We start from the raw sequence: 13,170 nt of genomic DNA, 5'->3' as shown, positions 1-13,170 counted from the left end.
CCCTCCGCCCGAGGTCGACAACCCCTCCCCGCGCAGAGACCGTAACCCAGTCGGGCCGACTCGTCCGGGATGCGCGGCGGCACTGCGCCGGGGATGTCGTGGATCTCACCGATGGGGAGTGGTCCGTCACGATCCGCTGGATCTGGGGCATTGGGTCTACCGCGTCCAGCCGCTAGCCTCAGAGGGTGGAATCAGTGCAGCCCCCCGCCGGTTCCCAGGTCTCCCGCGTACCGGCGCAACGGCCCCCCTCCGACCATCTGGCGCCGCCCTCGCCGGCCCCGGTGCCGGAGCGGCCACGGCGGCGGCTGCGCACCGTGGTCACCGTGGTCGCGAGCGTCGTCGCGGCACTCTGCCTCGGCGGAGTGGCCGCCGGATTCGTGCTCTACAACCGGGCCGCAGCTCCGGACCGCAGCGCGCCCGACGTGGTGGTGGACAACTACCTCCGGGCCTTCCTCGTGGACCGTAACGACACCCGCGCCAACCTCTTCACCTGCGAGGGAAGCGGCGATCGGGCTGCGGTCCTCGGACTGCGTAGCGAGATCGAGCAGCGTGAGGCCAACTTCGACGTCGTGGTCAGAGTCAGCTGGGGGCCGCTCACCCGGACCGAGACGAGCGAGGGCGAATCAGTTGCCACAACGCTCACCATCTCCGGCTCAGCCAACGGCCAGCCCCGCAGCAGCAGGCGTGAAGACTGGGTCTTCGATGTGGCGGAAAGAGACGAAGGCTGGCGGGTCTGTAGCGGCCGTAAGGCCGGCTGACCGTCACTCAATCCAGAGCAGATGTACCGGGACCTCCAATGTGGTCGGTGACTGGCCGCGCCAGGCCCAGCGGTACCACTCCACCTCCGGCGCTACCCGGACGCAGATATCGCCGTCCGCGCCGGAGTAGGTCTCGGTGACGGCTCGCAGGTCCCGGTGCTCGACGGAGTCGACGACGTGCACCACCCGGCGACCCGTGACGGCGTCCGACTCGAAGACGGGTGTCGGGGCGCGGTGCGCCGGGGCGTCCAGGGAGACGAGGCGGACGCCCGTGTCGCGTTCCATCGACGCGTCAGGCACCCGCGCCCCCACCGTCTCCACCCAGACCCGCTCGACCGGGACCAGTGGGGCGAAGACCTCCACCTGGTCGGACTCCGCCCGGTACCACTCATGTTCGGGGATGACCGGCACGTAGGTTCGACTGCCCTGCACCACCCGGTCGTCGGCGCGGAGGTCACCACGCCAGCCGAGTCCGGGCAGGCCGACCAGCACGCGCTGCCCGCGGAGCTCGACGCGGCCGGTGGCCGGCAGGATCTCGATCGGTCGGGGCGGTCGGGGCGCCCAGTCCGGATGGTCGGCGAACGGGTCGGGAAGCGGGTCGCTCATGACGGCGAGCGTCTCATCCCGCGCCTTTGAGCGGTGCACCGCGCGATCGCATGAACGGCACCGGGTCGATGGCGCCCCGGCTGCTCCTGTCTCCGTCCTCGTGCACCTCGAAGTGCAGGTGGGGGCCAGAGGAGTTGCCGCTGCTGCCCACCTCGCCGATGACCGTACCGGCTTCGACGAGCTGGCCGACCTTGACCCGGGGCTTGCTGACCATGTGGCAGTAGCGGGTGATGAACCCACCGGCGTGCAGGACGTCGACGAACCAGCCGCAGCCGCCCTTGTTCGGCCAGCCGTCGACGTTACAGGTGTGCCGGCCGCTCCTGTCCGGGTCGCACTGGGAGATCAGGACGCGTCCGGTGGCCGCTACCCGAATATCGGTGCCCTTCGGCGCGGCGATGTCGACCCCGTTGTGCCGGGGCCGGCTTGCGGTGCGGAAGCCCGAGCCGACGCCGCCGGGGATGGGAGCCGTCCAGCCGGAGGCGGCGATCTGTCCTCCGGCGGCGCGGTCGCAGGCCTTCCTGCCGTCGATCAGCGCGATCCGGGCAGCTCCGCCGGCCAGCGCGTTGACGATCTGGCCGGCCACGTCCTCGTGTTTGGCGTACGCGTCCGGGAAGGCGCTGATCTGCACGGCCTGCGCGGCCCGGGTCAGCGGCATCGTCTCCCAGCCGGGCACCTTGACCAGCTTCTCGTAGAACTTCCGGGAGGCGTATTCAGGCGTCATCCGCTGCGCCACGGTGCCCCAGCCCGCCCTCTGCTGGAACAGCCCGACGGAGTCGTGATCGGCACCGACTCCCTCGTTGGGGAGGTCCTCGGACTCGCCGACAGTCCGGTTCGCCAGGTTGCGCAGCCGGGACTCCTGCATGGCGGTCGCCACGGCGATCACCCATCCGCGCGGCGGCACTTTCATCTCCTGCCCGACCTTGATGATCCGAGCGGCGTTACGAAGCTGGACCTGGCCGTAGCCGGACATCCGAGGGATCTTGCCGCGAACATCGACCCGGTAGTCCTCCTTGCAGTTCATGCTCACCGGGGCCATGTCCGTGGACTCGCCGCCCAATTCCGTGAGGAAGAAGGCCCCCGCGCCGCCGGTGCAGCAGAGCAGGGCGAGCGTTGCCGTCAATGCGGCGGCCAGTGCGCCGAGTCGGAGCTGTCGACCGTGCGGTCGCGTTCCGTCGCTCATTTCTGCTCCCAGTCCACGGCATCCACCAGCCACCGCCCGTCGGGCGCCACCAGTTCGAGGCGGAGCTGACCCGTGTCGAGCGGAACCAGCACCTCGACGAAGTTCTCGGCCCGGGGCCGGAGAGTGACGTCACCGTCGACCTGACCGGTCGGCACCCCGGACGGGTCGGCGCCGGTCAGCTTGTCGGTCAGCCCCGGGGTGGAGAGGGGACGTAGGCCCTCCTGCCATTGCTCCGCCGTGGTGCCCGGCTTGCCGAGCCAGGCGGCGACGAAGCGTTCGGCGGTCTGCTCCGGCGTGAGTTGGCCGGGGCGGGTGACGGGGGAGGGGGGAGCGCCCGTGGAGAACGCCCCGTCGTCGCCGGCGGTCGGGTCCACCGTGGTGATCGGCTGGTTGGGGCGGTTGCTGAGCCCGGAAGTGGGGTCACCGGGCCCGGAGACCAGCCGTGCCGCTCCGATGATCCCGAACACGAGGACGGCGATGCCGATCGCGATGCCGATCCGGGACCGGAGCACCCGGGTTACCAGGAATTCAATCGCTCGTCGCACCGCCCTCACCGTGCCTCTGAGCGGATCCGGGGAGTGGGCCGGTCAGGCTCGCGTTCCGTGGACCCGGGACGGTAGATGACGAACGAGGGGTTCTCGTCCGGCACGTCCGGCTCCGTCCAGGTGGCCGGCTGCCGCCGTCGGGGTCGAGGGGCGACCGGACGGGAGGCGTCCCTCTCCTCGGAGGGCGCCCCCCTCTCGGCGGCAGACTCGCGGCCGTCGGGCCGCTGCCGCTCCTCTCCGCCGGGGTTGGCGGCCTGCCCACCGCGGGTTGCGGCCTGCGCCGGATCCTCCCGCCGGGCCTCGGGCCGGAGGGTGGGCTGCTCCGCCACGACAGCACGACGCCGGCCCATCGCCGGCTCGGCCGTGCCACCAGGCTCAGCGACGTCGAGCCGGGCGGCGGTGCGCATGTCCCGGAAGAATCGCCGGTGCCACGAGCCGGCCGAGCTGACCGCTTCGCTGCTGTCCTTGCCGCCGAGCTGGGTGATCCGTCGGTAGGGACGCAGGAGTAGCCAGCCGACCACGCCGCAGAGCCAGACCAGCACCACCTGGAGCCAGCCGGGCAGGGTCGGCGTGCTCATGATGAGGTCGACCGCGAAGAGATAGATGGCGGCACCGGTGCCGAAGATGGCGATGTTGAAGACGGCGGCGACCACCGCGTTCGCCAACCGCCGCAACCCGGCGTTGGCCGGGCGCATCAGGCCCACCGTGCCCAGGATCGGCGCGGCGATCACCGCCCAGCGGAAGATCAGGAAGCCCAGCAGCACCAGCAGCGAGGCGGTCAGGTCGAACATCGCGAAGAGCACGGCGGCCAGCACCGCGATGAACCCGGCGCCAACCCGGTCCATGTCCCGGACGCCCTGGAGATACTCGTACGCCTCCGGGTCCTCGGTCTCGATCTGCTGCGCGACCCGCGCCCACTGCTGCTGCTTGGCCTTGATGGTGGCATCGCGCGTCGCCGGATTCGATCGGAGCTTCGCCGCCTCCTCCCAGGAGAGCGACTTCGCGTCGTAGAGGGCCGGACCGTACTTCTTCGCGGTCTCGCTGTCCGCCGAGCCGAGCACGCCCCGCAGCCAGTTGCGGTAGAGCATCGCCTCTGTCGCCGTGTCACTGGCCCGCACGGCTGGAGGACGGTTGTCCTTGCACGCCTCCGGATTCGGGTCGTCGCACTGACTTGGAGGAGTGTCTTTGGTGGCCGGGCCGACCGCGTCGTGGACCACGCCCAGGGTGCTGACGAGGGTGCCGTCGGCGATGTTGGCCGACTTGACCGGCCAGGCGGCCAGGGCGGTCACCGCCACCATCACCAGCAGGGCCCAGCCCGCCGTGGTCATCGCGTTGCTCATGTCGGACTGGCGGGAACGCCAGAGCAGATACAGGCCGACCACGCACAGCGTGACGATGCCGAAGACGCTGAACACCTTCTGGTAGACGGCCTTGGTCGCCTGGTCCACGAGTGGATCGGCCCAGCCCCACATCGAGCGCGGATCCCAGGCGCGTTCCCGCAGGGCGTTCGAGGCGCCCACGATCGCCGTGGCGATCATGAACTCGCCGTTGGCGACCGTGTTGGTGAACTTGTAGTCGGGGTGCAGCACCGCGGTCGCGCAACCGCTGTCGATGTCGTACGTGGAGTAGCTGTATCCGGCGTAGCCGTAGTCGCTGTAGAAGCCCTTCGGGCCCGGCTTCGTGGCCGACTCCGGTCGGGACGCGAACCAGCCGGCGAGCCCGGAGTCGGGTGCACCGGGAGTCGGGGCGTTCCGGCACTTGACCTCGGAGTCGGCGACTTCCTTCAGTTTGGCGACGCAGGCGCGGAAGTCGGCCTGCCACTCGGGCGTGGTGCAGAGGTCGGCCTTCGCCTGGGCCGTGAGGGGTGCGGGGACGGCCGCCATGGCGCCGACGGCCGGCCAGCCGATCGTGGCCCCGGCGAGTACGCCGAGCGCGAGCAGGAACGCCGCCAACCGTGCCCGGGCCCGGGCCATGTCACGCCTCCATGTTCGGCAGGATGGCCGGCAGCACCCCGGCCGCCGCGGCGATCGCGGCGGGGGTGGTGTCGAGGTAATCCAGCAGCCCGTCGACGTACGAGACGTCGACCCGGACCTTCTGCACCCGGCCGTCGACGTCCCGCATGACGAATTCCCGGAAGCCGAGCCGGCTCGAACTGGTGGCGTCGGCGGTGGAGAGCGAGGCCAGGGTGGCCTCGTAGCCGTCGTTGACCGGCACCCGCAGCAGGCGGAGCGCTTCGGAGGCGATCTCCGCGTCCTCGGCGATCCGGCCGACGAAGACGGTCGAGACCAGGTTCTGCACGTCGAGGCCGAGGATGTCCCGCGGGTTCTGCGAGGCGACCAGCGCGGCGAGGTTCCACTTGCGGGAGTCGCGTGCGAGCCGGACCAGGAACGACCGCCCGGAGCGCCACCCCTCCATGAAGTGCGCCTCGTCCAGGCCGACCAGCTTCCGCGACGACATCGAGCCGCCGTAGCAGCGGCGTACGGCGAGCCGGTGTGCGGTGTGCAGCATCGGCAGGGCCAGCGCCTCCTCGGCGGACCAGTACTCCCGCTCGATCTTCAGGTCGGGCAGTCGCAGCCCGGCCATGGTGATCACGGTGAGGGCGGCGTCCGCGCCGAGCAGCCCCTCCGGGGGCCGGCCGAAGAAGAGCATCGCCAGCGGCATCTCGGCGGTGTCGAGCAGCAGGTTGGCCAGTTCCTTGCCGGCGTCGTCGTCGAGCTGGCTGAGGCAGGCGACCACGTCGTCCAGGGTGGAGGTCTCCTCCGCCGGCACCTGGCGTACGGCGTGCCGGAAGAGAGTGGCGGTGGACGCCTCGCGGGCGACCTGCGGGGGCACCAGCATCATGCAGATGTCCTGCACCAGCATCCGCCGCTCGGCGCGGGCGTTGGAGACCGCGATCTCGAACTCCCGGTCGCCGGAGGCCCCGGTGCCGAACTCGCTGCGCAGCGGCGTCGGGATGAGCGAGTACGGGGCCAGGGTGCCGTGCTCGGAGCCGGTCAGGTTCAGCACCCGCGCGTACGGCCGCAGTTCCGGCATGGCGCAGAGCCGGGCGAGCGGGCCGGACGGGTCGAGCAGCGTCACCTGGACGCCGCGTCGGGCCGCGAGGTAGCCGAGCGCGCCGAGCAGGGTGGACTTGCCGCCGCCCGGTTCGGCGACGAAGACGGCGAGCCCGGAGCGTTCGCGTACTTCCATCGGGAAGTGCAGGTCGAGGAATACCGGCCGGCGGCAGGTGCCGGCGGTGCGCCCGATGAGGTCGCCGCGTCGGTCGCCGACGGTGGAGGCGGCCTGGGGGAGCGCGGCGGCGAGCAGGTTGACCGGCATCCGCCGGACGTAGCCGGTGTTGGCGATCGGCTCTCCGGGGATGAACTCGCGTGCCAGCCAGTCCTGGTTCTTCGGGTGTTGCAGCGAGATCCGCAGCTCCCGGGAGTAGAGCTGGATCAGCCGGCGGGCCCGCTCCAGGCACTCCTCGCGGTTGCGGCCGCCGACGGCGATCCGGTGCCAGCCGTGCGCGCGGGCGGAGTCGACCGGCAGCCCGGTGGTCATCTCGTCGCCGATGACCAGGGCGCGCTTGGCCAGCCGCTCCAGCTCGGGCGGGGCGTCGATGCCGTGCTCCGCGTAGTCGAGCTGCTGGGAGCGGATCATCCGCAGCCGGTGCTCCAGGTTACGGAAGGAGTCGCCGGAGCCGAGGATGTCGACGCGGGTGGAGAGCTCCATCGGCCATGGCAGCCGCTCGTGGAAGTGCAGCCAGGGCTCGTGCCGCTCGGGGATCTCCAGGGGCTCCATCCGGCCGACCGCCAGTACGGCGACGTGCCGTTCCTCGCCGGTCATCCGGTTGACCAGCTTCACGGTCGAGCCGTACGGGGTGCGGTAGCGCTCGACCTGCTCGGTGAGGGCGAGCAGGTCGCCGCGTTCCCACTGCCCGTCGGTGAGCGGGGAGAGCTGCCCGGGCGGCGCCATGCAGAGCGCCACCGAGCGGTAGAGCAGCCATTCCAGTTCCTGTGCCGTGACCCGCCGGCCGCGCATGCCGAACGCGCCCAGCACCTCGTCGAACTGCTCGACGGTGCGGCCGAGCTTGCGGCGCTCGCCTTCGGCGACGCCCCGGCCGAAGGTGCGCAGCAGCCGCTCGGTGAGCGAGTCGCCGAGGGCGCGCCGGGCGAAGGTGACGCCGAGGTAGGTCTGCCCCTCGGCGTGGTTGACCGAGAGCAGGTGCCGCTGCGCGGCCACGAGGTGGTCGCCCCAGCCGGCGGTGCCGGGCACGTCGGGCAGCGGCGCGGCGGTGTGCGCGTCGATGGTGCGGGCCCACTCGTCGGCCGGGAAGGGCCGCGTGGTGCGCCGCAGGTGCAGGCGGAAGCCGGCCAGCCCGGCGTACTGCTCGGAGATCGCCGAGAGCAGCGCCTCCCGTTCCGCGTCCGGCCGGAACGCCCAGCGCACCTCGGGCAGCCAGTACCAGGCGGTGACGGTGTTGGGGGTGAAGGTCAGGTGGCCGGCGATCTCGGTGATGGCCAGCTCGACCGACGGGTCCCGGTCCCCGAACTTGATCTTTGGTGGCTTGACCCGGGTGGGCTTGGTGGGCTTGGTGGGCTCGCTCCGCCGGCCGGCGGAGCGTTGGCGCGGCGGTGCCACCTCCCGGCCGGCCCGCTCCGGCGGGCGCTCCCCGGTGCGGCGGGGCGTCGGCTCGGGCGCCGGGTCCGGCGCGGGCGGGTCGAGCGGTGCGGCGTGCTGGCGGGGCGCCGGCTGGGACGACGGCGGTGCCGCCGCGACGGGCGGCAGGTCCTCCGCCTCCGCCGGTGGACGGAGCGTGGGCAGCCGGTCCCCGGACTGCTGCGGTACCCGGGACCTGGCCGCTCGGGCGGGCGGCTCGTACGCGTCGGCCCCGTGACCCGCGCGTGGGGGCGGCGGCAGGGGGGCGGGAGCCGGCGGGAGCGCCGCCGGGGCCGGCGCGGCGGCGGCCGGCTGCTGGCCGATGGCGGGTTGCTCCCGCCCGCCGGCCCGCTGCGGGGGCGCCGTCGGCCGGGTCGCGCCGGGGCGCGTACCGCCGAACAGGTCGAGGAAGGGCGAGTCGATGTCGGCGCTGTCGGCGGGTTGCGGATCGGCCGGCGGCGGCGTCCGACGTGGCGCCGGACGGGGGGCCTGGAAGACGCCCACGCCACCGTGCCCGGGTGTCGTCACCAGGGCCGGGTCGAGGGCGACCTCGCCCGCCTCGGGATCATCGGGGTAGTCGAACGACCGCGCACGGTTACCGTGCGGGACGGCCGGACGCCCTGCCGGGGAACCCGGCGTGGAACTGCGATTCATGCGACCGCCTCATCCGCGTCGTTCGACTGCCTGGTCGGGGTGCGACCGGTCATGCCAGTTCCTCCCGGATCCTGATCCGACTGCCGACCAGGCGGGGGTCCCGCTGCTCCGCGGCCGGCTCCCGGGTGCGTCGCCAGTCGGTCAGCGCGGTGCGGATCACCATGCGCGCGGGCCGGTCCGGGTCGACGTACCGGAAGATGAACGAGGTGCTCACGATGGCGAGCGCGATCTCCCAGGCGGGGAAGAGCTCGACCTGCAACGTGAACAGCCAGTGGATGAACATGTAGAGGGGAACGAGCAGCATGAACAGCCCGTACTGGGCGTACGGCAGGTGGACGGGAAGGGTGTAGCCGGGCGGCCCGAGGTAGACCAGGCGAGCCCGGTAGATGTCGTCGTCGGTGCGCAGCCGCATCTCGTGCCCGCGCCTATTCGAAGATCAGGTCGATCAGGTAGTCGCCGATGAAGAAGAGTGTGGCGGCTCCGGCGATGAAGGCGAGCCCGACGATCGCGATCGCCGAGCTGGTGAGGACCTTGGAGATCTCACCCCGGCTGGCGCGTCCGATGAAGATGACGCCCAGCACGGCCAGCAGGATCGGAGCGATCTTGCTGGCGAAGAACGTGACGACACCCTCGGTGTCGATGCCCTTGGGCGCAGGCTCGGCGAGTGGAGTCGACGCCAGGGCGGAGAGCGTGTGGGCGGCGGCGGACGTCACCGTCTCCATCAGCTCGATGGCGATCACTGGAACCTCCCCAAGTCGCGGCCGGCGGCGCCGCGGTGGTGCAGTAGACATGCCTGGCGGGAACGGTGCTCCCTGTGCGCAGCGTCGGCGACCCTGCGTTCGTTACCCACCACGGAGGGTGGTGAGCTTTGGGCGGATTCTCCCGCTTCGGCCCTCCCTCCAGGCTTCGCCATCTCGATGCCGGGCAGTTCCAAAGCGTACGGGCACCCACTGTTTGCGACAAGCCGCGAAGAGTCTGCCCGATCCGACCAGGACGACCGATCGTACACCCGTTCGAATGCGCATGTCATCGCCCTCGACCCGGTCCACCCGGGGTGCTCCGGCCGACCGGTACCGTCTAGCCGTGACCGATCTGGTACGGGCCTCGGACCCGGTGGTGATGGGCGTCCTCAACGTCACGCCCGACTCCTTCTCCGACGGCGGACGGTACGCCGACCTCGACGCCGCCGTCGGACACGGCGTGCGGCTGCGGGCCGACGGCGCCCACCTGGTGGACGTCGGCGGCGAGTCCACCCGGCCGGGCTCCGACCGGGTCGACGCGGAGACCGAGACGGCACGGGTGGTGCCCGTGATCCGGGAACTGACCACCGCCGGCGTGCCGGTCAGCATCGACACCACCCGCGCACGGGTCGCCGAGGCGGCCCTCGCCGCCGGCGCGGCCGTGGTCAACGACGTCTCCGGCGGCCTCGCCGACCCCGACATGGCCCGGGTGGTCCGCGACGCCGGCTGCCCATGGGTGCTCATGCACTGGCGGGGCCACTCCCGGGAGATGGGCGAGTTGGCCCGCTACGCCGACGTGGTCGCCGACGTGCGCGCCGAGCTGGGCCGCCGCGTCGACGAGGCGCTGCGGGCCGGGGTCGACGCCGACCGCATCGTCGTCGACCCGGGGCTCGGCTTCGCCAAGACGGCCGCGCACAACTGGGAACTGAGCACCCGCCTGTCCGAGCTGCTGGACCTCGGCTTCCCGCTGCTCTTCGCGTCCAGCCGCAAGTCGTACCTGGGGCGGCTGCTGGCCGGCCCCGACGGCACCCCCCGCCCCACGGACGGCCGCGACGTGGCCACCGTCGCCACCAGCCTGCTCGCGGTGGCGGCCGGCGCCTGGGGCGTACGCGTGCACGACGTCCGGGCCACCGTGGACGCCCTCGCCGTCTGGCAGGCCACGGGCGCGCCCCGCCTGGCGCCCGCCGCCACCGGTGGGGCCCGGGCGGCCCACGCCGGCGCCGGCCGGGCAGACCGCACCGCCGACCACGGAGGAGACCGATGACCGACCGGATCCAGCTGACCGGCCTGCGGGCGCACGGCCGGCACGGGGTGTACGACTTCGAGCGCGCCCAGGGCCAGGACTTCGTGGTGGACGCCGTCCTGGAGATGGACCTGGCCCCGGCGGCCCGCTCCGACGAGGTGGGCGACACCGTCCACTACGGCGAACTGGCGGAGCGGCTGGTCGCGGTGGTGACCGGCGAGCCGGTCAACCTGATCGAGACGCTCGCCGACCGGCTGCTGGCCGTCTGCCTGGCCGATCCCCGGGTCGAGGCCGCCACGGTCACCGTGCACAAGCCGGAGGCGCCCGTCCCGCACGCCTTCACCGACGTGGCCGTCACGATGACGCGGCGGCGGGACCGGTGACCCGCGCCCTGCTCTCGCTGGGCAGCAACCTCGGCGACCGGCTCGCCCACCTGCGCTCCGCCGTCTCGACGTTCGGCGACAGCGTGCTCCTGGTCTCCGGCGTCTACGAGACTCCACCGTGGGGAGACGCGGACCAGCCCGCGTACCTGAACGCCGCGCTGCTCGCCGAGGACCCGGCCGCCACCCCGTACGACTGGCTGGAGCGCGCCCGGGCGGCGGAGCGCGCCGCCGGGCGCACCCGCGACCCGCAGCGGCGTTTCGGGCCGCGCACCCTGGACGTGGACGTCATCGCCGTGTGGGCCGACGGCGACGAGCCGGTGCTCAGCGACGACCCGGAGCTGACCCTGCCGCACCCCCGGGCCCACCTGCGGGCCTTCGTGCTGCGGCCGTGGATCGACCTCCAGCCGTACGGGCGGCTGCCCGGGCACGGCTGGCTGACCGACCTGCTCAACACCCCTCCGGTGGCCGACGACGCGCTGGATCTGCGCCCCCGGCCGGATCTGGCGATAGAGTCGACGGCATGACCCAGTGGAGCCGGCCGGCATGACGCAGGCGCAGTCCCCGCGACCGGGCGGGACGGGCCCCGAGCGGTCCCGGATGGGCCCCACCCGGATCTCCACCCTGGTGGTGGCCGCCCTCGGCGCCGCCGCGGTGGCCTGGTTGCTGATCAGCACCCTCTACTACGACTACCTGCCGGAGCTGCCCTGGCTGCCGGTGGTCACGCTCGCCGCGCTGGCCGTGCTGGAGGCGTACGCCGCCGTGAACACCCGGGGGCGCATTGAGCGCCGGCCGGGCCGCGAGCCGGTCAATCCGCTGCTGGTGGCCCGGTTCGTGGTGCTCGCCAAGGCCTCCGCGCTGGCCGGTGCGATCTTCACCGGGTTCTACGCCGGGCTGACCGGCTGGCTCTTCGTGGAGCGCACCGACGCCGCGATGGGCGACCGGCCGATCGCCGGCGCCGGCCTGCTCGCCGGGCTGGCGCTGACGGGGGCGGCGCTCTGGCTGGAGCGCTCCTGCCGGGTCCCCGAGCAGGAGGACGACGAGGACCGCGAGCCCGGCGGCCGGGAGGGCCGCCCCGGCCCGCGCTGATCCCGGGGGGTTACGCCCGGCCTCCCTCGCGGGTACGGTGCCTGCGACCGGAGAGCAACGCCGCCCCGGTCCGCCCGCGCGTCGGACCAGGCTGGACGGCGGCCACGTGGGAGGCGGCGTCATGCGGTACGACGAACCGGGGCGTGAGCCGTCCCCCCAGCCCTCGTCCGGCATCCCCGCCTCCGTCCTGGAGAACGTCTTCGACGACCCCGCGCACGGTGAGCCCGGCCGCGACCGGTTCGCCGTGCACGTCGTCTGGGAGCTGCTGCTCCTGGCGGCGTCGGTCGTCCTGGCGTACCTGCTCTGGCGGGAGGAACCGGCCGCGCTGCGGGGCGACGGACTGCGTTCCCTGCTCCTCGACGCGGTCGTGCTCGGGTTGCTGGCGCTGGCCGCCGGGCTGACCCTGCGTACGGCCGCCGTGAACCTGGCCGTCGGCCCCGTGTCGGTGGCCGCCGCGCTGCACGTCGCCGAGCAGGGCGACCGGGGCGCCAGCGCCGCCGCCGGCCCGGCCCTGCTGGTCGCCGCGCTGGGCGGGATCGCCCTGGCGCTGGTCGTGGTGGTGCTGCACGTGCCCGGCTGGGCCGCGTCCCTCGCCGCCGCCGCCGGGGTGGTCGTGTACATCCAGCAGCGCTCCGCGTCGGTCCTGCCGCAGGGCGACTACGACCCGGAGCGCGGCGCCCTGCACCTCTTCGTCGGGTTCGCGGCCGTCGCGGTGCTCGGCGGTCTGTTCGGCTCGGTGCGGGCCGTCCGCCGGGTGGTCGGCCGGTTCCGCCCGGTCGTGGATCCCGCCCGTCGCCGGGGCGCGGTGGCGGCGGTGGTCACCTCCGGCGCGCTCGTCGGCTCCACGGTGCTGGCCGCGCTGGCCGGCATGCTGACGGCCAGCCGGGACACCGCCCCGGTCGCGCCGGACCCGGGGCTGGACTGGACGGTGCTCGCGGTCGGCCTGGCGCTGCTCGCCGGCACCAGCGCCTACGGCCGCCGTGGCGGCGTCTTCGGCACCCTGCTGGCGGTCTGCCTGGTCACGGTCTTCCTCGCGTACGCGCAGGCGCGGGGCTGGACGGTGAGCCGGTGGGCGGTCGGCGCGGCAGCGCTCGGCGTCGGGCTGCTGGCCACCCGGCTGGTCGAGGCGTACGGGCGGCCGGCGACCGGCGCGGCGGCGGAACCGGTCCCCGCCGGGGACGGCCGGATCGGCGCGGGCTGGACGGCGCCCCCGGCGGACCCGGTCGGCGACTGGCCGCCCGCCGTACCGAGGCGGTCCCCGGAGAGCCCGGTGGACCCGTGGAGCGATCCCGGCTGGGAGAGCGGCCCGCGCCGGTGGGACGCCGACGAGCGGTGAG

13 protein-coding genes are annotated in these 13,170 nt (G+C 73.3%); 6 read left to right on the top strand and 7 right to left on the bottom strand.

Features of this window, described 5'->3' with window-relative positions; translation table 11 throughout:
• Positions 1 to 194: 194 nt before the first annotated feature.
• Positions 195 to 758, top strand: coding sequence for a hypothetical protein (locus RM555_RS20160; RefSeq protein ID WP_311413247.1), 564 nt, complete (start codon positions 195 to 197; stop codon positions 756 to 758).
• 3 nt (positions 759 to 761) lie between these two features.
• On the opposite strand, the gene RM555_RS20155 is transcribed toward RM555_RS20160, so the two are convergent.
• The 7 genes from RM555_RS20155 to RM555_RS20125 are packed head-to-tail and all read right to left on the bottom strand — an operon-like array spanning position 762 to position 9,121.
• The gene (locus RM555_RS20155) at positions 762 to 1,364 is read right to left on the bottom strand and encodes a hypothetical protein (protein WP_311413195.1); all 603 of its coding nucleotides are present in this window, start codon (positions 1,362 to 1,364) and stop codon (positions 762 to 764) included.
• A 13-nt stretch (positions 1,365 to 1,377) separates the two neighbouring features.
• The gene (locus tag RM555_RS20150) at positions 1,378 to 2,544 is read right to left on the bottom strand and encodes a M23 family metallopeptidase (protein ID WP_311413194.1); all 1,167 of its coding nucleotides are present in this window, start codon (positions 2,542 to 2,544) and stop codon (positions 1,378 to 1,380) included.
• Positions 2,541 to 3,098: a hypothetical protein gene (locus RM555_RS20145; protein WP_311413193.1), complete on the bottom strand. Its 558-nt coding sequence runs from the start codon at positions 3,096 to 3,098 to the stop codon at positions 2,541 to 2,543. Before RM555_RS20145 ends, RM555_RS20150 begins: the two co-directional genes overlap by 4 nt.
• On the bottom strand, positions 3,095 to 5,062 hold the full coding sequence (locus tag RM555_RS20140) for an MFS transporter (RefSeq protein WP_311413192.1): 1,968 nt from the start codon (positions 5,060 to 5,062) through the stop codon (positions 3,095 to 3,097). The genes RM555_RS20145 and RM555_RS20140 overlap by 4 nt, the downstream gene beginning before the upstream one ends.
• 1 nt (position 5,063) lies before the next feature.
• Positions 5,064 to 8,381, bottom strand: a complete 3,318-nt coding sequence (locus RM555_RS20135; RefSeq protein WP_311413191.1) for an ATP-binding protein — start codon at positions 8,379 to 8,381, stop codon at positions 5,064 to 5,066.
• Positions 8,382 to 8,430: 49 nt separating this feature from the next.
• Positions 8,431 to 8,793: a hypothetical protein gene (locus tag RM555_RS20130; protein ID WP_089003089.1), complete on the bottom strand. Its 363-nt coding sequence runs from the start codon at positions 8,791 to 8,793 to the stop codon at positions 8,431 to 8,433.
• 13 nt (positions 8,794 to 8,806) lie between these two features.
• The gene (locus tag RM555_RS20125) at positions 8,807 to 9,121 is read right to left on the bottom strand and encodes a hypothetical protein (RefSeq protein ID WP_311413190.1); all 315 of its coding nucleotides are present in this window, start codon (positions 9,119 to 9,121) and stop codon (positions 8,807 to 8,809) included.
• A gap of 343 nt (positions 9,122 to 9,464) precedes the next feature.
• Here RM555_RS20125 and folP point away from each other — a divergent pair, with 343 nt between their 5' ends.
• From folP to RM555_RS20100, 5 genes are all read left to right on the top strand, one after another.
• The gene (folP, locus tag RM555_RS20120) at positions 9,465 to 10,385 is read left to right on the top strand and encodes a dihydropteroate synthase (RefSeq protein WP_311413189.1); all 921 of its coding nucleotides are present in this window, start codon (positions 9,465 to 9,467) and stop codon (positions 10,383 to 10,385) included.
• Positions 10,382 to 10,747 (top strand): dihydroneopterin aldolase, encoded by a 366-nt coding sequence (folB, locus tag RM555_RS20115; RefSeq protein WP_151456509.1) that lies wholly within the window; start codon positions 10,382 to 10,384, stop codon positions 10,745 to 10,747. The genes folP and folB overlap by 4 nt, the downstream gene beginning before the upstream one ends.
• Positions 10,744 to 11,271, top strand: coding sequence for a 2-amino-4-hydroxy-6-hydroxymethyldihydropteridine diphosphokinase (folK, locus tag RM555_RS20110; protein ID WP_311413188.1), 528 nt, complete (start codon positions 10,744 to 10,746; stop codon positions 11,269 to 11,271). Before folB ends, folK begins: the two co-directional genes overlap by 4 nt.
• A 19-nt stretch (positions 11,272 to 11,290) precedes the next feature.
• Complete coding sequence (locus RM555_RS20105; protein WP_132238636.1) at positions 11,291 to 11,833, top strand: DUF3180 domain-containing protein; 543 nt, start codon at positions 11,291 to 11,293, stop codon at positions 11,831 to 11,833.
• Between the two features lie 121 nt (positions 11,834 to 11,954).
• Positions 11,955 to 13,169: an ABC transporter permease gene (locus RM555_RS20100; protein ID WP_311413187.1), complete on the top strand. Its 1,215-nt coding sequence runs from the start codon at positions 11,955 to 11,957 to the stop codon at positions 13,167 to 13,169.
• Position 13,170 lies beyond the last annotated feature (1 nt).

Source organism: Micromonospora reichwaldensis (genome assembly GCF_031845925.1).
GTDB lineage: Bacteria > Actinomycetota > Actinomycetes > Mycobacteriales > Micromonosporaceae > Micromonospora > Micromonospora reichwaldensis.
This window is presented reverse-complemented; position numbering and strand designations above follow the sequence as displayed.